The sequence below is a fragment of the Mesorhizobium sp. P2_C7 genome, assembly GCF_056404515.1.
Window position 1 is genome coordinate 986,339 of the sequence record NZ_JBFUDW010000001.1, and the last position, 18,453, is coordinate 1,004,791.

The 18,453-nt window shown below is 63.3% G+C and carries 19 protein-coding genes and 1 riboswitch; of the genes, 8 read left to right on the forward strand and 11 right to left on the reverse strand.

What is annotated here, in order from left to right; genetic code table 11:
• Positions 1-96: 96 nt before the first annotated feature.
• Both AC1D2G_RS04760 and AC1D2G_RS04765 read left to right on the forward strand, forming a co-directional pair.
• Positions 97-708 (forward strand): sulfite oxidase-like oxidoreductase, encoded by a 612-nt coding sequence (locus tag AC1D2G_RS04760; protein WP_457151074.1) that lies wholly within the window; start codon positions 97-99, stop codon positions 706-708.
• The gene (locus tag AC1D2G_RS04765; protein ID WP_477225132.1) at positions 705-1,451 is read left to right on the forward strand and encodes a ferredoxin reductase; all 747 of its coding nucleotides are present in this window, start codon (positions 705-707) and stop codon (positions 1,449-1,451) included. Before AC1D2G_RS04760 ends, AC1D2G_RS04765 begins: the two co-directional genes overlap by 4 nt.
• A gap of 63 nt (positions 1,452-1,514) precedes the next feature.
• Here the strand turns inward: AC1D2G_RS04765 and AC1D2G_RS04770 are convergent, their stop codons facing one another.
• Both AC1D2G_RS04770 and AC1D2G_RS04775 read right to left on the reverse strand, forming a co-directional pair.
• A complete protein-coding gene (locus AC1D2G_RS04770) occupies positions 1,515-2,615 on the reverse strand; it encodes an FAD-binding oxidoreductase (RefSeq protein ID WP_477225570.1) in 1,101 nt (366 codons plus the stop codon).
• Positions 2,616-2,695: 80 nt separating this feature from the next.
• Positions 2,696-3,943 carry an aromatic ring-hydroxylating oxygenase subunit alpha gene (locus tag AC1D2G_RS04775; protein WP_477225133.1) on the reverse strand — a complete coding sequence of 416 codons (1,248 nt, stop codon included), beginning with the start codon at positions 3,941-3,943 and terminating at the stop codon, positions 2,696-2,698.
• A 114-nt stretch (positions 3,944-4,057) separates the two neighbouring features.
• A riboswitch (cobalamin riboswitch) is annotated at positions 4,058-4,259 on the reverse strand.
• A gap of 511 nt (positions 4,260-4,770) precedes the next feature.
• On the opposite strand from AC1D2G_RS04775, the gene AC1D2G_RS04780 reads away from it, so the two are divergent.
• Together AC1D2G_RS04780 and AC1D2G_RS04785 are read left to right on the forward strand one after the other, a co-directional pair.
• The gene (locus tag AC1D2G_RS04780) at positions 4,771-4,971 is read left to right on the forward strand and encodes a DUF680 domain-containing protein (protein WP_095083078.1); all 201 of its coding nucleotides are present in this window, start codon (positions 4,771-4,773) and stop codon (positions 4,969-4,971) included.
• Positions 4,972-5,040: 69 nt separating this feature from the next.
• Positions 5,041-5,280, forward strand: coding sequence for a DUF680 domain-containing protein (locus AC1D2G_RS04785; protein WP_095083076.1), 240 nt, complete (start codon positions 5,041-5,043; stop codon positions 5,278-5,280).
• 75 nt (positions 5,281-5,355) lie between these two features.
• Here AC1D2G_RS04785 and AC1D2G_RS04790 read toward each other — a convergent pair whose 3' ends face one another.
• The 5 genes from AC1D2G_RS04790 to AC1D2G_RS04810 form a co-directional block, all read right to left on the reverse strand.
• Positions 5,356-6,468 (reverse strand): ABC transporter ATP-binding protein, encoded by a 1,113-nt coding sequence (locus AC1D2G_RS04790; RefSeq protein ID WP_184873141.1) that lies wholly within the window; start codon positions 6,466-6,468, stop codon positions 5,356-5,358.
• A 41-nt stretch (positions 6,469-6,509) separates the two neighbouring features.
• Entirely contained in the window at positions 6,510-8,174 is a 1,665-nt protein-coding gene (gene bglA, locus AC1D2G_RS04795) for a beta-galactosidase BglA (protein WP_457153517.1), read from the reverse strand.
• Positions 8,175-8,178: 4 nt separating this feature from the next.
• Positions 8,179-9,333, reverse strand: coding sequence for a carbohydrate ABC transporter permease (locus AC1D2G_RS04800; protein ID WP_457153518.1), 1,155 nt, complete (start codon positions 9,331-9,333; stop codon positions 8,179-8,181).
• A 1-nt stretch (position 9,334) separates the two neighbouring features.
• Positions 9,335-10,348: a carbohydrate ABC transporter permease gene (locus tag AC1D2G_RS04805; protein WP_477412320.1), complete on the reverse strand. Its 1,014-nt coding sequence runs from the start codon at positions 10,346-10,348 to the stop codon at positions 9,335-9,337.
• A gap of 256 nt (positions 10,349-10,604) precedes the next feature.
• On the reverse strand, positions 10,605-11,960 hold the full coding sequence (locus AC1D2G_RS04810; RefSeq protein ID WP_477225136.1) for an ABC transporter substrate-binding protein: 1,356 nt from the start codon (positions 11,958-11,960) through the stop codon (positions 10,605-10,607).
• Between the two features lie 69 nt (positions 11,961-12,029).
• Between AC1D2G_RS04810 and AC1D2G_RS04815 the strand changes: the two genes are divergently transcribed.
• Complete coding sequence (locus AC1D2G_RS04815; protein WP_477412322.1) at positions 12,030-12,305, forward strand: hypothetical protein; 276 nt, start codon at positions 12,030-12,032, stop codon at positions 12,303-12,305.
• Positions 12,306-12,321: 16 nt separating this feature from the next.
• Positions 12,322-13,344, forward strand: a complete 1,023-nt coding sequence (locus AC1D2G_RS04820; RefSeq protein ID WP_477225137.1) for a substrate-binding domain-containing protein — start codon at positions 12,322-12,324, stop codon at positions 13,342-13,344.
• 36 nt (positions 13,345-13,380) lie between these two features.
• Here AC1D2G_RS04820 and AC1D2G_RS04825 read toward each other — a convergent pair whose 3' ends face one another.
• A complete protein-coding gene (locus AC1D2G_RS04825) occupies positions 13,381-14,289 on the reverse strand; it encodes a LysR family transcriptional regulator (protein WP_477412324.1) in 909 nt (302 codons plus the stop codon).
• Positions 14,290-14,367: 78 nt separating this feature from the next.
• Between AC1D2G_RS04825 and AC1D2G_RS04830 the strand changes: the two genes are divergently transcribed.
• Both AC1D2G_RS04830 and AC1D2G_RS04835 read left to right on the forward strand, forming a co-directional pair.
• Positions 14,368-15,186 carry a class I SAM-dependent methyltransferase gene (locus tag AC1D2G_RS04830; protein ID WP_477412326.1) on the forward strand — a complete coding sequence of 273 codons (819 nt, stop codon included), beginning with the start codon at positions 14,368-14,370 and terminating at the stop codon, positions 15,184-15,186.
• Positions 15,187-15,207: 21 nt separating this feature from the next.
• Positions 15,208-15,738 carry a hypothetical protein gene (locus AC1D2G_RS04835; RefSeq protein ID WP_457151931.1) on the forward strand — a complete coding sequence of 177 codons (531 nt, stop codon included), beginning with the start codon at positions 15,208-15,210 and terminating at the stop codon, positions 15,736-15,738.
• Here the strand turns inward: AC1D2G_RS04835 and AC1D2G_RS04840 are convergent.
• Genes AC1D2G_RS04840 through AC1D2G_RS04850 form a run of 3 tightly spaced genes read right to left on the reverse strand, consistent with a single transcriptional unit; the run spans position 15,710 to position 18,367 of the window.
• Positions 15,710-17,146, reverse strand: coding sequence for a S8 family serine peptidase (locus tag AC1D2G_RS04840; RefSeq protein ID WP_477412328.1), 1,437 nt, complete (start codon positions 17,144-17,146; stop codon positions 15,710-15,712). The two genes, AC1D2G_RS04835 and AC1D2G_RS04840, sit on opposite strands and share 29 nt — an antisense overlap.
• Positions 17,136-17,804, reverse strand: a complete 669-nt coding sequence (locus AC1D2G_RS04845; RefSeq protein ID WP_477412330.1) for an anti-sigma factor — start codon at positions 17,802-17,804, stop codon at positions 17,136-17,138. The genes AC1D2G_RS04840 and AC1D2G_RS04845 overlap by 11 nt, the downstream gene beginning before the upstream one ends.
• Positions 17,801-18,367 carry a sigma-70 family RNA polymerase sigma factor gene (locus tag AC1D2G_RS04850; protein WP_477412332.1) on the reverse strand — a complete coding sequence of 189 codons (567 nt, stop codon included), beginning with the start codon at positions 18,365-18,367 and terminating at the stop codon, positions 17,801-17,803. The genes AC1D2G_RS04845 and AC1D2G_RS04850 overlap by 4 nt, the downstream gene beginning before the upstream one ends.
• Positions 18,368-18,453: the final 86 nt, after the last annotated feature.

Sequence of the window (18,453 nt, forward strand, 5' to 3'; positions counted from 1 at the left end):
CCGATCCTGTCCATCAAGATTTCGGTTGCCCGCCACGTCATCTTCGAGAACATTGCATAAGGCCGATAGTGGCCCGATGCAGGGGGGATTGCCGCGATGGTCACCCGAGGGTTTTCTTCAGGACGGCGCCCGCCGATCGACGGCGATGCGCGCATCCCGCCCGGGCAATATCTCGAGCAGGGATTTCCGGTCCTGTCAGCCGGCCCGACGCCGCGGGTGCGCACCGAGGACTGGTCGTTCACGCTGAAGCACGGGCCGCGGCCGATCAAGAAATGGAACTGGGCCGAGTTCAACGCGCTGCCCTTGACCAAGATGACGCGCGACATCCATTGCGTGACCGCATGGACAAAATTCGACACGCCATGGCAAGGCGTGCTTGTTGACGACATCCTCGCCGATGCCGGCATCGAGCCGCCGACCGCCTTCACGCTGGCGCATTCCTTCGACGGCTATTCCACCAACGTGCCGACCAAGGACCTCACCGCCGGCAAGGCGATGGTGGCTCTGCTTTACGAAGGCAAGCCGATCACGCCTGACCATGGCGGCCCGGCGCGGCTGCTGGTGCCGCATCTCTATTTCTGGAAATCGGCCAAATGGCTGAACGGCCTGCAGTTCACCGAGCGCGATGAGCCGGGTTTCTGGGAATTGCGCGGCTATCACATCTATGGCGACCCTTGGCGCGAGCAGCGCTACACGAACGATCCATGAGCGACGCTGCGGCAGTGCAATCGCCCTGGCAGACAGTCAGGATCGTCCGTATCGAAAAGCGCACGCCGCGTGTCACCAGCTTCTTTTTCCAGCCATCGCGGCCTTTCACCTATCTTGCCGGTCAGCATGTCGACGTCAGGCTGACGGCGCCGGACGGCTATCAGGCGCGCCGCTCTTATTCCATTGCCTCCGCGCCCGGAGATGGCGGGGTGATCGAACTGGCGATCGAAAAACTCGACGATGGCGAGGTCTCGCCCTTTTTCCACGACGTCGCAGCAATTGGCGACGAGGTCGAACTGCGCGGGCCGCTCGGCGGGCATTTCATCTGGCCCGATGTCGATAGCGGGCCGGTTTTGCTGGTCGGGGGTGGTTCGGGCGTCGTGCCTTTGATGGCGATGGTCCGTCACCGCGCCAGGCGCAATTCGGTAGTGCCCGTCACCCTGGTCTTTTCAGCGCGGATCTGGGACGAGGTGATTTTTCGTGACGAACTGGTTGCCCTCGACGATCGCAAGGACGGCTTCGACCTGGTGCTGACCCTGACGCGCGAAGCCGCACGCCGTCCAGCCGATTATTCGCGGCGGGTGGACGTTGCCATGATGGTGCAATCCATGGCGCACCTGCCCGGACCGCCTGATATCGCCTTCGTCTGCGGCTCCAACGCCTTCGTTTCGGCCGCCGCCCAAGCGCTGATCGATGCCGGCGTCGCAGCGGAGATCATCCGCACCGAGCGCTACGGAGTTTGAACGGACACGGCATTTCGAGAGGTTTCCCGTGTCGTCGTTCTGAGCCTTGGCATCGCCCGGCGGTCACGCCTCGATTTCGAGCGCAGAAAGCGGCTTCGAGCAGCAGGCGAGGATAAAGCCGTCGTCGATTTCGTGATCGAGGATGCCACCATTGTGGCTCATCTCGACATCGCCGGCGACCTTCTTCACCTTGCAGGTTCCGCAGAGGCCGAACTCGCAGGCGGCGGGTATCCGCACGCCCGAGGCGCGAGCCGTCTGCAGCACGGTCTGGCCGGCGACGCATTCGGCCTCGACATCCGAGAGCGAAAACCGGATCGGCGTCGCGGCTTCGACGACAATCGCGGCGCCGTCTTCCGCCGGCGAGGTGAATGGTGCCGGGATCTCCTCCACGACAGGCGCCGCAAAGCTCTCCTGATGGTATTTCGTCATGTCGAAGCCGGCGGCGTCCAGCATGCCGCGCACGGCGCGCATGAAGGGATCGGGGCCGCAGCAGAAGATTTCACGCTCGCGGAAATCGGGCGCCAGCAAGGGCAGCCGGATCGCGTCGATGCGGCCCATATGGCCGAACCAGCCCTCGCGGCTGGACCGCTCCTCGATCATGAAGCCGAGCGACAGGCCCGGCATGCGGCTGCCGAGCAGTTCGAGTTCCTTGCGGAAAATGATCTCTTCCGGGCGCCGCGCGCAATTGACGAAGCCGACATCGGTCCATGGCGCGCAGTCGTTCAGCCAGCGCAGCATCGACATCATCGGCGTCACGCCCGAGCCGGCTGAAATGAACAGGTACTTGGCGGCCGGGTGGCTGTGCAGCGAAAAGTCGCCTGTCGGCCCATAGGCCTTGACGTGCGAGCCCGGCGTCAGATGGTCGAACATCCAGCGTGTGCCGATGCTGCCCGCTTGAGCCTTGATCGTCACCGCGATCGAGAACGGCCGCGATGGCGACGACGACAGCGTATAGGTGCGCATCAGCGGCCCGTCGGCGGTCGGCAGTTCCAGCGTCACGAACTGGCCGGGCTTGTAGCGGAACCAGGTCTGGTTGTCGGAGCGGAAGGTGAAGGTCTTCACATCAGGCGCTTCGTCGCTGACGCCGATCACCTCCAGCACCTGGAGCCGGTCGTTCCAGGGCGTCATCTGGTCGAGATGGCGATAGAGGCCGAGATCCGTCATCGCATTCATCCTCTTGTCCTCACTCTTGCCCTGTGCATGTCGAGTTCCCAAAACCGCTGCGCACTTTTGGGCGACATGCACTATGCAACGCTGCGCAGCGCCGGCCGGCCGCCTTCGGCAAGGCGCGGGCCGATGAACGACGCGTACCACTCGACGAACTGGATGACGCCACCCTCATGCAGCTCCGAATAAGGGCCGGGCTCGTAGGCAGGCGACAGGATGCCGAAGGCGTTTTCCTCGACGATCCGCCGGTCCTGGTCGTTGGTCTCGGTCCAGACGTGGGTGAGTTCGTCGAGATCGTAATCGATGCCTTCGACCGCATCCTTGTGAACCAGCCATTTGGTCGTCACCGCGGTCTCCGTGGCGCTGATCGGCAACACCCGGAAGGTGACGGCGTGGTCGCCCAGAATGTGGTTCCAGGTCGTCGGATAGTGATAGAGCAGCAAGGAACCGATGCGGTCGGTCGAAACGCTGTCGGACAGGTTCTTCTTGACCGCACGCTTTCCCGTCATCGTGTAGCTGACGGCATCGCGCAGCAGCGGCGCGCGGGTGGCGCGGTACTGTCCGGCCGGATCGATGCGGAATTTGCTCGGCAGGCCGGCCGCTTCGCATTTCGCCCAGTGCGCAAGCATTTCCGGGTCGCTGTCGGCGCCTTGCACGCCGGTCACCGTGGGTGCCTCTGGAAAAGTCTTGCAGAGCTCCGGATGATTGCCGGCGCAATGATAGCACTCGCGGTTGTTTTCCCAGACCAGCTTCCAGTTGCCCTTCTCAACAATGGTCGATTCGAACGCCACCTTGGCCTCGCGCAGCCGGTGCGGCAAAAGGTAGGGCTCGATCATCGCGCGCATCGGTGCGAAATCCGCCGGCTCCTTGGCCAGGCAGATGAAAATGTAGCCGCCGACGCTTTCACAGGCGACGGGCTTTAAGCCGAACTGGCTCTTGTCGAAACCGTCGGCCATCTGCCTGGCAAACAAGAGCCTTCCGTCCAACTCGTAGGTCCATTGGTGATAGGGGCAGACCAGCTTTGCCGCCGTGCCCTTGTCGGAATTGCAGACGCGGCTGCCGCGATGGCGGCAGGAATTGTGGAAGGCGTTGATATTGCCCTTCTGGTCGCGGACAAGCACGACTGGATAGTCGCCAATCTGCGCCGTGATGTAGCTGCCCGGCTTCGGCAGCTCGCAATCATGACCGATGAACAGCCAGTCGCGATACCAGATCAGCTCCATGTCGAGCTTGAAATAGTCTGGATCGGTGTAGAAGGGCTGTCCTAGCGAAAAGCCTTGCCGCCGGCCACTCAAGAGCCTCAGCATGTCGTTGCGAGCATCCATGTCCTGTCCTCGTTTCTAAGGACTGAACTGGTGGTGACGGAGGAAGGATTGGACGCAGGCCGGCGATGCGCCGGACATGCACTATCCGCCTCTTGACCGCCCACCGCGATCAGTCGAGTCTAGACATCTCGGGCTGGTTTCCGGGCTCTGGAGTTGTCCTTGCGGACCATCGCGACACCTTCCCAGGCTGACGCCCAGTGGTCTCCCGTTGCGACTTGAACTCCACCACCGTTGCGGGGGCAGCGCCGGATTCTGACCGGCTTCCCAATTCTCCGCCTCGTCGTCACGAAGCGGCACCTGAGATGACATGATCTAATCACGATCGCGGGCGCGTCATCGGCATGAAAACGACATCGTATCCATGCGGCGCGACACGCTTGCGAAACGTTCCGGTCGGTGATCGCGAAGCGGAAGCCTTTCTCTTGGGCAACCATAGCCGGCTCCAATCTCGCCGAAACCGACCCCTTGCCAGGAAGCAGAAAAGGTTAACGGTATCGAAAAGTGACTATTAGCTGCCGCAAAAATCGAACCGAACGGTTCGTTTCTGTTGACTGTGCGTGCAGGACTTGTGAACGCTGGGCCTCCGACACAGTTGGTGATCGGGGTACCTGTTTCGTACAACTCTTTGATATGAATTAGAAAAACATTGAGTGTGGAAACCCCTGGCGCAATTTCAAGTGGTGGATTCTTGGTCCACGCGGAACAACTTCGTGATTGGAAATGGCTGGATGGCTCTCCCACATCGGGGCTGTCCGAACGACGCGATTTCTTCCCAAGACACGCCGCTAGACGGACGGCAAAAATAAGAAATACTGGAGTACCAAAAAATGAAAAAGATCATCCTCACTGCCGCCGCCCTTCTGGCCATTTCCGGCAGCGCCTTCGCGAACAGCGACCACTATGGTTCGAATGCCCCGGCAGCCACCGCTGCTGTCGACAGCTCGTACACTGCTTCGACCAAGAAGTCGGAGCCGGCTGCTCAGACGCCTGCCCAGGGTAGCAACCGTAACCTCTTCGGCAATAACTAACAGCCGATTCCCAGAAGGCGGCGGGCTCTCCCGCCGTCCTGGCGAAATCCAGAATTCAGGAGATTTGAAATGAAGAAGATCATGCTTGCTGCCGCCGCCGTCGTGGCGATCTCCGGCAGCGCTTTCGCCGCCAGCGACAACTACGGTTCGAATGGCGCCAACCAGCCTGCCGTCGGTTCGGTTGACAACTCTCAAACGGGCTCGATCCGCAACAGCGGTGGTTTCGTCGGCAAGCTGCTCAATTCGTCGGGTGACGTAGAGAAGTCCGCCCCTCAGAGCGCCGACCGCGACCTCTTCGGCAATCGCTAACAGCCGAAGTTGATTTCCAAAAAAGAGCGGCGGGCCTGGCCCGCCGCTCTTTTCGTGTCGAGACTTGGTTCTGTCTCAAGCCGCCTTTACTTCCGGCTGACGGAGCGAGAAGGAGTGCCCGTCCGCGTCGAAGATGTGAAGGTCGTTGGCGTCCGCGCTCAGCCGCAGCGTCGCACCGCGCTTGACCTCGACATTGCCAGGCAGCTTGGTCACCAGCGGCAGGTCGGCGCGGCCGATGTCGACATAGACAAGCTGGACTTCGCCGAGTTGTTCGACATAGTCGACCGTTCCCTCGAACAGATACTCCGTGCCGCTGGCGATGATCAGATCTTCCGGCCGCACGCCGAAACTCACCGCGGCACCCTTTGCCGAAGCCGGCGTTGCGATCGGCACGCTTGCCTTGCGGCCGCCGACATGGCTGACGACGGTCGGGTTTCCGGTCTTGTCGATGGTCGCCGGCAGGATGTTCATGGCCGGCGAGCCGATGAACTGGGCGACAAACAAATTGCCGGGCTTCTTGTAGAGGTCCATCGGCGTGCCGACCTGCTCGATATGGCCTTCCTTGAGCACCACGATGCGATCGGCCAGCGTCATCGCCTCGACCTGGTCGTGGGTGACGTAGATCATGGTCGTGTTGGGCATCGATTCCTTGAGTTTGGCGATCTCGATGCGGGTGGCGACACGCAGCGCCGCGTCAAGGTTCGACAGCGGCTCGTCGAACAGGAACACCTTCGGGTTGCGCACGATGGCGCGGCCGATGGCGACGCGCTGGCGCTGGCCGCCCGACATGGCCTTGGGCAGGCGATCGAGATATTTGGTCAGCTGCAGGATTTCCGCGGCCTGCTTCACGCGGCGGTCGATCTCGGCCTTGTTCTCCTTGCCGATCTTCATCGAGAACGCCATGTTGTCGTACACCGTCATGTGCGGGTAGAGCGCGTAGGACTGGAACACCATGGCGATGCCCCGCTTCGACGGCGGCACGTCGTTGACGACCTCGCCGGCGATCTTGAGTTCGCCGGAGGTGATTTCCTCCAGCCCGGCGATCGACCTCAGCAATGTCGACTTGCCGCAGCCCGACGGGCCGACAAAGACGATGAACTCGCCCGACTTTATATCGAGGTCGATGCCGTGGAGAATGTTCAGATTGCCGTAGGACTTCTTCACTTGTCTTAGCGTGACATCGGCCATTGGTTTCCTCCCAGTGATTTGAAATTCAAGTGATCTGAAGTTCAGTCGATGCGCCCAAACCAGGCGCCGTAGCCGTTGAGCTGTATGGAACCGCTGCTCGCCTGCCCCGAAAATCCGTGTCCCGGCAAAGGTTGCAGCGATCGGTTGCCAAGCTCAATCCTGGTTGGCTTGGCTGCCAGATTGAAGACGCAGACGACCTGCTCATTGCCTGCGCGGCGTGTGAAGGCGACGGTGTCGCCCTCGCTTTCGATGAATGTGATGTCGCCCTTGGCCAGCGCCGGATGGGCACGGCGGAAGGTGAGAAAGCGCCGGTAGTGCTCGAGCAGCGAGCTCTCGTCGCCCTGCTGGACATTGACCGCTTGCGACAGGTGCTTGGCCGGCACCGGCAGCCATGGCTTGGCCGAGGAGAAGCCGCCATTCCTGGCGCTGCCGTCCCACACCATCGGCGTGCGGCAGCCGTCGCGGCCCTTGAATTCCGGCCAGAAGCGGATGCCGTAGGGGTCCTGCAAATCCTCGAAGTGGAGGTCGGCCTCACCGAGCCCAAGCTCCTCGCCCTGGTAGATGCAGACCGAGCCACGCAGCGACATCAGCAGCGCCGAGATGACCTTGAGATAGGCGGTCGTGTCGGCTTCGCCTGCCGCCCAGCGCGAGGCCGGGCGCATCACGTCATGGTTGGAAAAGGCCCAGCACGACCAGCCGTCGCTGGCGACCTTGCCGAACGATTCCAGCACCGAGCGGACCTTGGCCGCGCTGATCTTTTCCGGCGCCAGGAAGTCGAACGAGTAGCACATGTGCACGCGCTTGCCGCCGGCGGTATAGGCCGCCACCACTTCCAACCCACGTTGCGAATCGCCGACTTCGCCGACCGCCGCGGTGGCCGGATACTCATCGAGCAGGGCGCGGAAGCGTTCGAGGAAGCCGAGGTTTTCCGGACGGCTCTTGTCGTAGAGATGGTCCTGGTAGTTGTAGGGATTGACCGCGGGTGCGGTCTGGTCGTTGCGCTGCTCGGGCGGCAGCGGCGGATTGTTCTCCAGGCCCTGGCTGTGGAAGTAGAAATTGATGGTGTCGAGCCGGAAGCCGTCGACGCCGCGCTCCAGCCAGAAGCGGGTGACGTCGAGCAGCGCGTTCTGGACCTCATGGTTGTGGAAGTTGAGATCGGGCTGCTCGGCCAGGAAGTTGTGCAGGTAATATTGCTGGCGGCTGGTGTCCCATTGCCAGGCCGAGCCGCCGAAGATCGACAGCCAGTTGTTGGGCGGCGTGCCGTCCGGCCTGGCGTCCGCCCAGACATACCAGTCTGCCTTCGCGTTGGTGCGGCTCGAACGGCTTTCCTTGAACCATGGGTGGTTGTCGGCAGTGTGCGACAGCACCTCGTCGATCATCACCTTCAAGCCCAGCCTGTGTGCCTCGGCGGTCAGCGCGTCGAAGTCGGCCAGCGTGCCGAACATCGGATCGACGTCGCAGTAATCGGTGACGTCGTAACCGAAATCCTTCATCGGCGATTTGAAGAACGGCGAGATCCAGATGGCATCCGCACCGAGTGCCGCGATGTAGGGGAGCCGGCCGATGATGCCCTTCAGGTCGCCGATGCCGTCGCCGTTCGAGTCCTGGTAGCTGCGCGGATAGATCTGGTAGATCACCGCACCTCGCCACCAGTCGCGATCGACGGCGAGGTCAGGCTTCGAACTGGCCTTCAAAGCGGATTGCATGGTCTCAGCCTCCTTTCACCGAGCCGGCAAGCAGCCCGCGGACAAAATAGCGCTGCAGCGAGAAGAACACGATCAGCGGCACGATGATGGTCACGAAAGCCGATGTCGTAAGGATCTCCCAGTCGCCGCCACGTGAGCCAAGCAGCGCGTTGAGCTTGGCGGTCAGCACGATCTGGTCTGCCTCCGTACCCAGGAAAACCATCGCGACCAGCAGATCGTTCCATACCCACAGGAATTGGAAGATGGCAAACGAGGCCAGCACCGGGAACGACAGCGGCAGCACGATCTTGACGAAGATCTCGAAATCGCTGGCGCCGTCGATGCGCGCCGATTCCATGATTTCGCGCGGCAGGCCGGCAATGTAGCTGCGCAACAGGTAGATGGCGAAGGGCAGGCCGAAGCCGGTATGCGCCAGCCAGATGCCTAGATAGGTTTTCGACGGCATGCCGAAGAAGGCGCCGACGCCGTTGTAGAGCTTCAACAGCGGGATCAGCGACATCTGCAGCGGCACCACCAGCAGGCCGATGATGACCGCGATCAGCAGCGCTCGGCCGGGAAAGCGCATCCAGGCCAGTGCATAGGCGGCAAAGGCGGCGATCAGGATCGGGATGACGGTCGCCGGTATGGTGACAGTCAGCGAATTCATGAACGACCGTCCGATGCCTTCCGAGAACAGCACAGTCTTGTAGTTGTCGGTGGTGAATTTAGGTGGCGCCGACGAGGCATAATAGACGCGCTGGCCGCGATCGCCTTCGAAGGCCTTCGGCGATTGCATGATGAAACTGCCGTCGGCATTGAGCTGCAGGGTGACGCCGTCGCCGAGATCGGCCGATGTGCCGGCGGGGTATTGCGTTGGTGCTGCCGACTTGACGCCGAAAGCGCTGATGTTGCGGACAGGGCTGTTGCCGAAGATGTTGCCTTGAAGGACGAACTTGCCGTCCTTTTCGACTTGCATCGAGGCCGCCGGCAGCCGGCTGGCTTCCGTCTGGGTGGAACTGGAGAACGAATTCCACCAGCCCGAGGCGATGATCTGGTCCTTGTCGCGCAGCGACGAGACCAGGATGCCGAGCGTCGGTATGGTCCAGATGGCGACGAAGATGAGGACGGCAATATGGACGCCGAAGCGGCTGGCGAAGGAATTTCCGGTCGCAACGGCCATCTCAATGTCCTCCCGTCTCTTTGTTCGCCTGGCGGATGTTCCAGACCATGATCGGAATGACCGCGATCATGATGATGATGGCGATGGTGGCGCCGCGGCCGAAATCGCCGCCGCCACGGAACATCCAGTCGAACATCAGGTTGGCCAGCACCTGGCTGTTCCACTGGCCGTTGGTCATGGTCAGCACGATGTCGAACACTTTGAGCACCAGGATGGTGATCGTCGTCCAGACGACGGCGATGGTGCCCCAGATCTGCGGTACCATGATCTTCCAGAAGATCTGGAACGGATTGGCGCCGTCGATGACGGCGGCTTCCAGAGTTTCTTCCGGGATGCCGCGCAAGGCCGAAGACAGGATGACCATGGCAAAGCCGGTCTGGATCCAGATCAGGATCACCATCAGGAAGAAATTGTTCCAGAACGGCAGTGATATCCAGACCTGCGGCTGGCCGCCGAAATGCTGGATGATGGCGTTGAGCAGGCCGATCTGGGTCTGGCCCTCGCCACGGTACTCGTAGATGAATTTCCAGATGACGCTGGCGCCGACGAAGGAGATCGCCAAAGGCAGGAAGATCAGGCTCTTGGCGACCGTGCCCCACCCGATCTTGTCGGTGAGCACGGCGATGATCAGCCCGAGGAAGGTGCAGGCGGCCGGCACCACAGCCAGCCAGACGATGTTGTTGAGGATCGAGTTGCGGAACTCGCGATCGCCGAAGGCCCATTCATAGTTGGCGAGGCCGACGAAGTTTATGCCGCCGCGATCGAGGAACGACAGCCGCAGCGTCTCGACCACTGGATAGATGAGGTAGATGGTCAGGATGATCATCGCCGGACCGACGAACAGCCACGGCCTGACCAGCCCTTGCCGGCGCAGATTGTCGATGGCAGCAGCGCCGGCGACGCCGCGCGACGGGAATATCAGGTCGACCAGCTTGTTGGCGCCCCAGAAATAGGCGACGCAACCGCCGACCCCGACGATGATGACGAATATGGCCGAGAAAATCTGAGCCGCCATGGGTCCCTCTCCCTGCGCATGATCCCGACAAGGAATGACCTTGGTGACGGGACCAGGCGCCGATTCAGTTGTTGGAGCGTCGTCGGCGGCGGAAACCTGCTCGCATGCCGATCGCGCTTTATGTCAATGCGCTCATGACGAATGGCTGCGGCACAGGCCGCCGTCGGATCCGGGCCGGTAGGGTCCGGATCCAGTGCGAGAATGGCAGGCTCGGCCGTTTGATCGCCGAGCCGGACAGGCCCCTGCTTGCCGGCCGCTACTTGATCGCGTCCCAGCTCTTCTGAATGTCGGTGGCGACATCCTGCGCGGACTTGCCGCCGACCAGGTCGATCATGCCGGTCCAGAAGGCGCCGGCGCCGATCTTGCCCGGCATCAGGTCGGAACCGTCGAAGCGGAAGGTCGAGGCATTGGCGAGGATTTCGCCCTGCTTCCTCAGAGCGTCGCTGGCATAGGCAGCCTTGTTGACACCCTTGAACGGCGTCACGAAACCGCCCTCGGCCATCCAGATCTCGTGAGCGAGCGGCATCTTCAGGAATTCGATGAAGGCGCGCGCGGCCTTTGAGTCCTTGGTGATCATCGCCAGCGTACCGGCGCCGAGCACGGGCGTGCCCAGTTCAGGCTTGGAGGCATAGGGCGGGAAGTAGAAGAAGTCCGCATCCTGGCCGACCTTGGTGCCTTCCGGGAAGAAGGTCGGGATGAACGACGCCTGATGGTGCAGGTAGCACTTCGGCGGCACTGAGAAGAGGCCCTTCGGGCTGTCGCGGAAATCGGTCGCCGCAACCGCCTTGGCGCCGCCGTCGACCATCTTGTCGTCGGTCGCGATCTTGCCGAAGATGTCGATGGCGTTCACCACGGCGGGATCGTTGAACGGGATCTCGTTCTTCACCCATTTGTCGTAGACGTCAGGCGCCTGGGTCCGCAGCATCAGGTCTTCGACCCAGTCGGTCGCCGGCCAGCCGGTGGCGCCGCCGGAGCCGAGGCCGATGCACCACGGCTTGCCGCCATCGGCGATGATCTTCTTTTCGAGATCGGCGAGTTCTTCCTGCGTCTTCGGCACCTTGTAGCCGGCTTCCTCGAAATTATCGGGCGAGTACCAGACCAGCGACTTCACGTCGGCCTTGTAGGGGAAGGCGAAGAAGCCCGGCTTGCCGTCCTTGTCCTTGAAGGTGCCGAGGTCGACCCACGACTGGCCCGCGCCGTAATTGTCCTTGACCCATTTGGCGGTGTCGTCGCCCAGTGGCGTCAGCAGGCCCTTCGATGCCAGGTCCTGGATCAGGCCCGGCTGCGGCAACACGGCGATGTTGGGCGGACTGCCGGCCTGCGTGTCGATGACGATCTGCTGCTCATAGTTCTCCGAGGAGGAGTATTTGATCTCGACGCCGGTGGCTTCAGAGAAATAGTCGAGAACGCCGCGCACCAGGCCTTCGTCCTCACCGCGCCACGGTCCGAAGATCGACAGCGTCTCACCCTTGAGATCGACTTTCTTGAGCTCTTCGTAATTCGCCCAGTTGAAGCGGGGATCCTCGCCCGGCTTGAACTTCAGTTCGGCATACGCGGGCGCGTTCAGGGCGAGCGTGGCAAACGCAGCACCCAGCAAAAGCATTTTCTTCATCGGTATTCCTCCCAGTGGGCCACAAACACCGGACGGAACCTCCATTCCGCCCGCCGACGCCGCAGGACTGTGACTCAGTCGGAAAGGAACCGCAACCTTTCGAAGAGTCTTCCAAAGCGCTTTGGCTTTTTTGATCTCGCCATTGAATCGCTCGGAAGTCAAGAGGGTGACCGGCTAATCGATTTGATTTTGAGCTGGCGACGTGTAAAAAGTGCGCTGCAACATGTATTTATGGCGGTGCAGCAGCAATTTTTGTTTCAAACTCGCCTAAAGCGCGCCTATGCTTGTCTTCATATCGCTGCGTCCCGCGTGGCGCTCGGATCCAATCGAATTAAAGCGCTTTGAGGCGCGGAGGCCTCCTGTGAACCTCAAGCAGCTCGCCCATATGCTGGCGCTTTCGCAGACCACGGTAAGTCGTGCCTTGAACGGCTATCCCGAGGTCAACGAAGAGACGCGCCGGCGGGTGATGGATGCCGCCAAGCGCCACGGCTATCGTCCCAACCCCAGCGCACGCCGGCTGGCGACCGGCAAGACCGGCATGATCGGCTATGTCCTGCCGACCGGTGCGTCCGTCGACATCGATCCGCATTTCGTCGAGTTCCTGTCCGGCCTCGGCGACTATGCCCGCTCGCATGAATTGGACCTGGTGCTGTCGCCGGCCGACGCCGACGACCAGGAAACGACCTACCGGCGCATCGTCGCCAACCGGCAGGTCGACGCCGTCTATATCTCCTCGCCGAGACCCGCCGACCGCCGCGTGGCGCTGGTGAACACGCTCGGCATTCCCTTCATCGTCCATGGCCGCAGCGAAGGCTTCGATTTCGACTATCCGTTCACCGACATCGACAATGAAGGCGCCTTTCACGAGGCGTCGCGGCTGCTGATCCAGCTCGGCCACCGGCGGCTGGCCCTGATCAACGGTGACGACCGCGAGACCTTTGCCATCCATCGCGAGCGCGGCGTTCGTCGGGCGCTGGCGGCGAGCGGGCTGGCATTGGGCGAACGCCATGTCTGCTCGGTGGTCATGACCGAGGAGAACGGCTATCGCGCCACCAGGCGCTTGCTGGAGGCGGGCGATGCGCCGACAGCAATCGTCTGCTCCAGCCTGATCATGGCGCTGGGCGTCGTGCGCGCTGTGCGCGATCTCGGCCTTACCATTCCAGGCGACATGTCGCTGATTGCCCATGACGACGTTTTCCCCTGGCTGAGGCCGGAGAACTTCTCCGTGCCGCTGTCGACGACGCGCTCGTCGATCCGTCTCGCCGGCGCGCGCGTCGCCGAACGGCTGGCGGCACGGATCTCGGGGCTGGAAGAGGGCGCCCGCGGCGAGGTCTGGCCGGTCGACCTGGTGGTCAGGGGATCGGTCGCCGGCGCGCCGGCCTAGGGACCGGACAACTCCGAACGACGGTTGGCCGGCGTCTCAGGCCGGGGATTTGAGGTGATCGATGAAGGCGCGCAGCTTCGGCAAGACCTGGCGCTTGCCGGGATGATAGAGGAAGACGCCCGGCGTCGAGCCGGCAACGTCGTCCAGTACCGACTTGAGTTTTCCTTCGGCTATAGGACCTTCGGCGACGGGTCGAGGCGTCTGCGCCAGCCCGACACCCTGCATGGCGGCCCCAAGCAACGTCGGATAGTCGTGTGCGATCAGCGGGCCTGAGACCATCGCCTCGATCGCCTCGTTGCCGTCGACGAAGGACCAGGGCGCGATCGCGCCGTTCGAACGGCGCAAGCGCAAGCAGGCGTGGTGGCGCAAGTCGTCGACACGCTCGGGGCGGCCGTGGCGCTCGAGATAGCCAGGGCTGCCGACGACCACGAACGCGAACGGCGGCGTGAGCCGCACCGCCACCATGTCAGCCGCGATGAACTGGCCAAGGCGGATACCGGCATCGAACCCGCCGGTCGCGAGATCGACCATCTCGTCGCTCGCGGCGATCTCCAGCTCGATCTCGGGATAGGCTCGGCAGAACGATGCGATCATCGGCTCCAGGATCAACGGCACGACGGCGCGGGGCACGGACAGGCGCAGCAGCCCGGTCGGCCGCTGGCTGGCGTCGCGCACCGCCTCGCCGGCAGCGACGAGTTCCTCGAAGGCAGGGCCGGCACGGTCGAGGAACCGTTGGCCAGGCTCGGTCAAGCCGACGCTGCGCGTCGTGCGGACGAACAGCGCCGTGCCCATACGCGCTTCCAGCGCGCGCACCGCCTGGCTCACGGCGGACGGTGTCACGCCGAGGTCCGCGGCGGCACGGCGGAAGTTGCGGTGCCTGGCGACAGCCAGGAACGCCTTGACGCCCTCCAGTGCACCGTGTCGGACTGTGTAGTTCTGCTTCATGGGTTGTTGTGATTACAGCGGATAGTCGAATTATGGAAGCGGGCTTAGGTATGAGGTGAAGCCAGGAGACATCTTGCAATGACCGATGAACTTGATGGGGTGCGCGACCACTATCGCGCGACCGGCCTGACTGAGCGGCTGAAGACGGTGCTGGCCGCCCTTGGTCCGGATGATCAGCTTCTCACGCCCCAGCAATTGGGCGCCCTTGACCAATTTCATACCCGTGGGCTCGCCGCCACCGCCGAGCTCGCCCAATTGACGGGGATCGCCGCCGGCATGTCAGTACTGGACGTCGGTTCGGGCATCGGCGGGCCGGCGCGCTTCCTGGCCGCGACCTATGGTTGCCGGGTCACTGGCGTGGATATCAGCGAGCCTTTCGTGGATGCCGCGCGTTATCTGACCGACCGCACGGGACAGAGCGGGCAGCTGTCGTTCCAGACCGCCAGTGCACTGGAGCTCCCATCCGATGATGGCGGTTTCGACATCGTGCTGCTGCAGCATGTGGCGATGAACATCTCCGACCGGGCGCAGCTCTATCGCCAGATACGGCGCGTGCTGAAGCCAGGCGGCAGGTTTGCCACCTTCGACGTCGTGTCGGGCGTCGGCGAGCCACGCTATCCGCTCCCCTGGGCGCGAACGCCGGCGACGAGCTTTCTCCTGACAATCAGTGCGACGCGCGAAGCGATCGAACCAGCCGGCTTCCGCATATTGGCATGGCAAGACGACACCGAGGTCGCCAAGGCCTGGTTCGCACAGCTCCGCGTTTCGGGACCCCCGCCTTCGCCAAATCTCGGCGTGGTGATGGGGCAGGACTTCGCGGAGCTTGCGGCCAACCTGGGACGAAATCTCATGGAAGGGCGGCTCGGCGTCCTGACCGCGGTGTTCGAGGTTGTGTGAACCAACCGTTGAGGAGGTCAAATGTCTACAGAAGTCCTGTTCCAAACCCATCTCGTTCTGGGCTATGTCGCGTGGCTGCTTTGCCTCCGTGCCTACGGTCTGCCGTGGCTGAGATCGATGGACAGGGTCGCGGCGCAACGCGCTATTGCTACCTTGCACAGCTTCCGCTTCTTCGGGCTCGTCTTCCTCGTCCCGGGCGTCGTCAGCCCCGATCTGCCGGCCAGCTTCGCCGTGTTCGCCGCCTATGGCGACTTCGCAACCGGGGTGCTGGCCATGCTGTCGCTGCTCACGGTGAGGATACCTCAGCTGTTCTGGGCGTTCGTCGTCGCCTTCAATCTCGTCGGGATAGTTGACCTCATCATCGACTATTACCATGCCGTCCAGATCGACCTTCCCGCTCGCGCGGGGGAATTGGGCGCCACCTACGCGATCCCGGTCATCTATGTTCCGCTGCTGATGATCACGCACATCGCCGCATTCTATTTTCTGGCGCGTCCCAAACCGCGACTTGAGCCGTCGCGGACTACTCCTTCGCCGCCTCGGCGGCCTTGATGTCGAGCAGGCCGTAGCCGAAATCATTGTCGCGCCCCTTGGGGCCGAGATCCCTGGCCGTTGCCGCCAGCGCCTTCTCGATGCCGTCGGCCGAGCGGTCGGGCGCGGCATGGATGAGATTGGCAATGGCGCCGGTCACGATCGCTGCCGCGAACGAGGTGCCGGTGACCACGTCCGAGCCGGCGCCGCTCGGCGCCACCATCTCGACGCCAGGCGCCGAGATGAAGACATAGGCTCCGCGATTGGCCTGCGGCATCAGCCCATCCTTGGCGTCGGTGGCGGTTACCGCGATGACGCCGTCGAAGGCCGCCGGGTAGCCATAGGGCGCCTTCGGCCCGTTGTTGCCGGCGGCGGCGACCAGCACGATGCCGAGCGCCCGCGCATTGCGGCAGGCAACGCCGAGCAGGTCGTTCTTCGGTCCGACGAAGCTCATGTTGATGATGCGCACGTCCTGGCTCGCCGCCCAGTCGAGCGCCGACAGGATGACGTCCATGGTCGACTTGCCGCCCTCGAAGGCGCGGGCGTGATAGATCCTGGCGCCGGGCGCCATGCCCTCGAGCGCGCCGACGCCGGCGATCAGCCCGTCGACAGAAGTGCCGTGATCGCGTTTTTCGATCGGCACGTCGGGCATGGCGTCGAATTGCCCGGCAATGACGCCCGAGAGCGCCGGATTGCTGTCGTCGATACCGGTGTCGATCACCGCGATGCGAACGTTTTCGCCGCTGGCCTGTTTGGAATCGAGCGCGATGCGCTCGAAGGCATAATTGACGATGCTGGCGGCCTGCTGCAGCGAATAGACATGGTTGGGTTCGCGCCGCTGCGTGCGGCCGTCGGCGGCCAATTGCGCCAGCACGACGCCGACGGGGCGGCCATCGGGGATTCCGAACCGCACCAGCGTGGTGCCAAGCAGCAGCGACTGGCGCTGCGAGCGCACCTGGAGGCCGAAGGACGCGGCGATCTGCTGCACGGCGCCGGCATCGCCGTCGACCGTCACCAGCACCTCGTCGGGCACGAAATCGCCGGCCACCGCGCGCGGCGGCAGAACGGCGATGAGATCGGTCGGCGAGACAATCGGGCCGCCAGGCGGTGGGCCGGCCTGGCTGTTGGCAGGCAGCGTCGCCGGGTCCGGCCGTGGCATCGGCGGCGGTGCCGCAACCGGATTGGGGAACAGGTCAACGATCAGGGCTGGCAGGAAGACAGCGCCGGGCTGCGCCGCGCCCGATCCGTTCTTTGTGTCGCTGCCATCCTTGGCGCAGTCGGCGCCTGCCGCATTGGTTGCGTTGCTGCAGTCGACTTTCGCCGGATCGGGGTTGGGGGCGTTGGTCTGCGCCGACGCAGGCACGGCGGCGATTGTCATCGCCGCCGCCAGGATTGCCGCAAATCGAATGACCGCCGCCTCAGCCGCCATCAACCGGTTTCCTTCCCTCGATCACAGTCTCGGTGAAGGGCTGGGCGGCAATAAGGCCGAGCTGTTTGGTGTAGTCGGCTGCGTTGGCGGCGGGAATGCCAAGCCGGAACACGCCATCGGCGGTCGGTCCGCCGATGATCTTCAGCCCGTTGCTGCCCAGAAAGCCCGAAATGTCCGACATCTTCGCATCCGGCTTGAACTTGACCAGGGCGAACGGCATTTTCGCCAGATCGCCTTCCGCCCCGGCAATTTCGAAATCCTTGCCCTTGCCGCCGGGCTGAACAAACGACTGGACCATGATCAGCGCCAGCAGGACCGCGGCCGCCGCCCAGGCAACACCGACCGGCACCGCCATGAAGCGGCCCCATGCCTGCGCCAGCCAGGACGCGCCCGCCGGCGCGCGCGCAGGTCCGGCTTCGGCGTCGAGCGCCTTGGCGAAGCGGCTCAACGCATCGGCAGGCGGGCGGATCGCTTCGTTGGCGGCCGTCGTGCCGGAAAATTCGGCCTCGGCCTCGCCAAGGGCGGCCAGCGCAGCGGGATCGCTGGCCAGCCACTCCTCGACGGCTTCCAGGTCCGAGCCTTCCAGCGAGCCGTTCAGATAGAACGGCAGCAGCGTTTCCATTTCATCGCGGCGCGACATCTTTTCAGCGGCGCTCATGGCCACCCCCTGTCGTAACCGGCGGCCTTCAGGGCCTCGCCGAGTTTCTTGCGGGCGTAGAACATCCGGGTCTTGACGGTCGCGACCGGAATGCCGAGCACCTCGCCGATCTCGCCCACCGACTGCCCATGATAATAGGCAAGGTCGATCACCGTGCGGTGCTCTTCCGGCAAGGCGTCGACGAAGCGCCGCAAGGCGGCAGCCTTGTCTTCCTTCATGGTGACGACTTCCGGCGTGTCGGCGCTGTCGGGCACCGCGGCGGCAGCCTCGTCGTCGATCCAGTCTTCCTTTTTCTTGCGCAGCGAAGACAGCGCCTTGAACCGGGCGATGCCGARCAGCCATGTCGAGACTTCGGAGCGTCCTTCGAAGCCTGGCGCCTGCCGCCAGAGTTCGAGGAACACCTCGTTGGCGATGTCGTCTGCCATCATTTCCGATCCCGTCTGGCGCGCCACGAAGCGGTAGACCCGCGCGTGGTGACGCATGAACAGGAGCCGCACGGCGGCACGGTCGCCCTTCGCGACCCGGTCGACAAGCGCGCGATCGGTCTCCGTCGCTGCCGTCATGGCCGGTCGAGCCGCCTGGCTCCTGTCTGCTCTGTCGCCGATCGGTCCAAAAAGGTTCATCCTCCGCCAAGGAATTCGCGGAGGCT

What these genes read in the sequence shown, in the direction of transcription:
- AC1D2G_RS04780 (WP_095083078.1), top strand. Translation starts at nt 4,771, where the DNA reads ATGAAAAAGATCATCCTCACTGCCGCCGCCCTTCTGGCCATTTCCGGC.
- AC1D2G_RS04800 (WP_457153518.1), bottom strand. Translation starts at nt 9,333, where the DNA reads ATGGCCGTTGCGACCGGAAATTCCTTCGCCAGCCGCTTCGGCGTCCAT.
- AC1D2G_RS04790 (WP_184873141.1), bottom strand. Translation starts at nt 6,468, where the DNA reads ATGGCCGATGTCACGCTAAGACAAGTGAAGAAGTCCTACGGCAATCTG.
- AC1D2G_RS04830 (WP_477412326.1), top strand. Translation starts at nt 14,368, where the DNA reads ATGACCGATGAACTTGATGGGGTGCGCGACCACTATCGCGCGACCGGC.
- AC1D2G_RS04785 (WP_095083076.1), top strand. Translation starts at nt 5,041, where the DNA reads ATGAAGAAGATCATGCTTGCTGCCGCCGCCGTCGTGGCGATCTCCGGC.
- AC1D2G_RS04770 (WP_477225570.1), bottom strand. Translation starts at nt 2,615, where the DNA reads ATGACGGATCTCGGCCTCTATCGCCATCTCGACCAGATGACGCCCTGG.
- AC1D2G_RS04765 (WP_477225132.1), top strand. Translation starts at nt 705, where the DNA reads ATGAGCGACGCTGCGGCAGTGCAATCGCCCTGGCAGACAGTCAGGATC.
- AC1D2G_RS04825 (WP_477412324.1), bottom strand. Translation starts at nt 14,289, where the DNA reads ATGAAGCAGAACTACACAGTCCGACACGGTGCACTGGAGGGCGTCAAG.
- AC1D2G_RS04775 (WP_477225133.1), bottom strand. Translation starts at nt 3,943, where the DNA reads ATGGATGCTCGCAACGACATGCTGAGGCTCTTGAGTGGCCGGCGGCAA.
- AC1D2G_RS04840 (WP_477412328.1), bottom strand. Translation starts at nt 17,146, where the DNA reads ATGGCGGCTGAGGCGGCGGTCATTCGATTTGCGGCAATCCTGGCGGCG.
- AC1D2G_RS04845 (WP_477412330.1), bottom strand. Translation starts at nt 17,804, where the DNA reads ATGAGCGCCGCTGAAAAGATGTCGCGCCGCGATGAAATGGAAACGCTG.
- AC1D2G_RS04760 (WP_457151074.1), top strand. Translation starts at nt 97, where the DNA reads ATGGTCACCCGAGGGTTTTCTTCAGGACGGCGCCCGCCGATCGACGGC.
- AC1D2G_RS04805 (WP_477412320.1), bottom strand. Translation starts at nt 10,348, where the DNA reads ATGGCGGCTCAGATTTTCTCGGCCATATTCGTCATCATCGTCGGGGTC.
- AC1D2G_RS04835 (WP_457151931.1), top strand. Translation starts at nt 15,208, where the DNA reads ATGTCTACAGAAGTCCTGTTCCAAACCCATCTCGTTCTGGGCTATGTC.
- bglA (WP_457153517.1), bottom strand. Translation starts at nt 8,174, where the DNA reads ATGCAATCCGCTTTGAAGGCCAGTTCGAAGCCTGACCTCGCCGTCGAT.
- AC1D2G_RS04810 (WP_477225136.1), bottom strand. Translation starts at nt 11,960, where the DNA reads ATGAAGAAAATGCTTTTGCTGGGTGCTGCGTTTGCCACGCTCGCCCTG.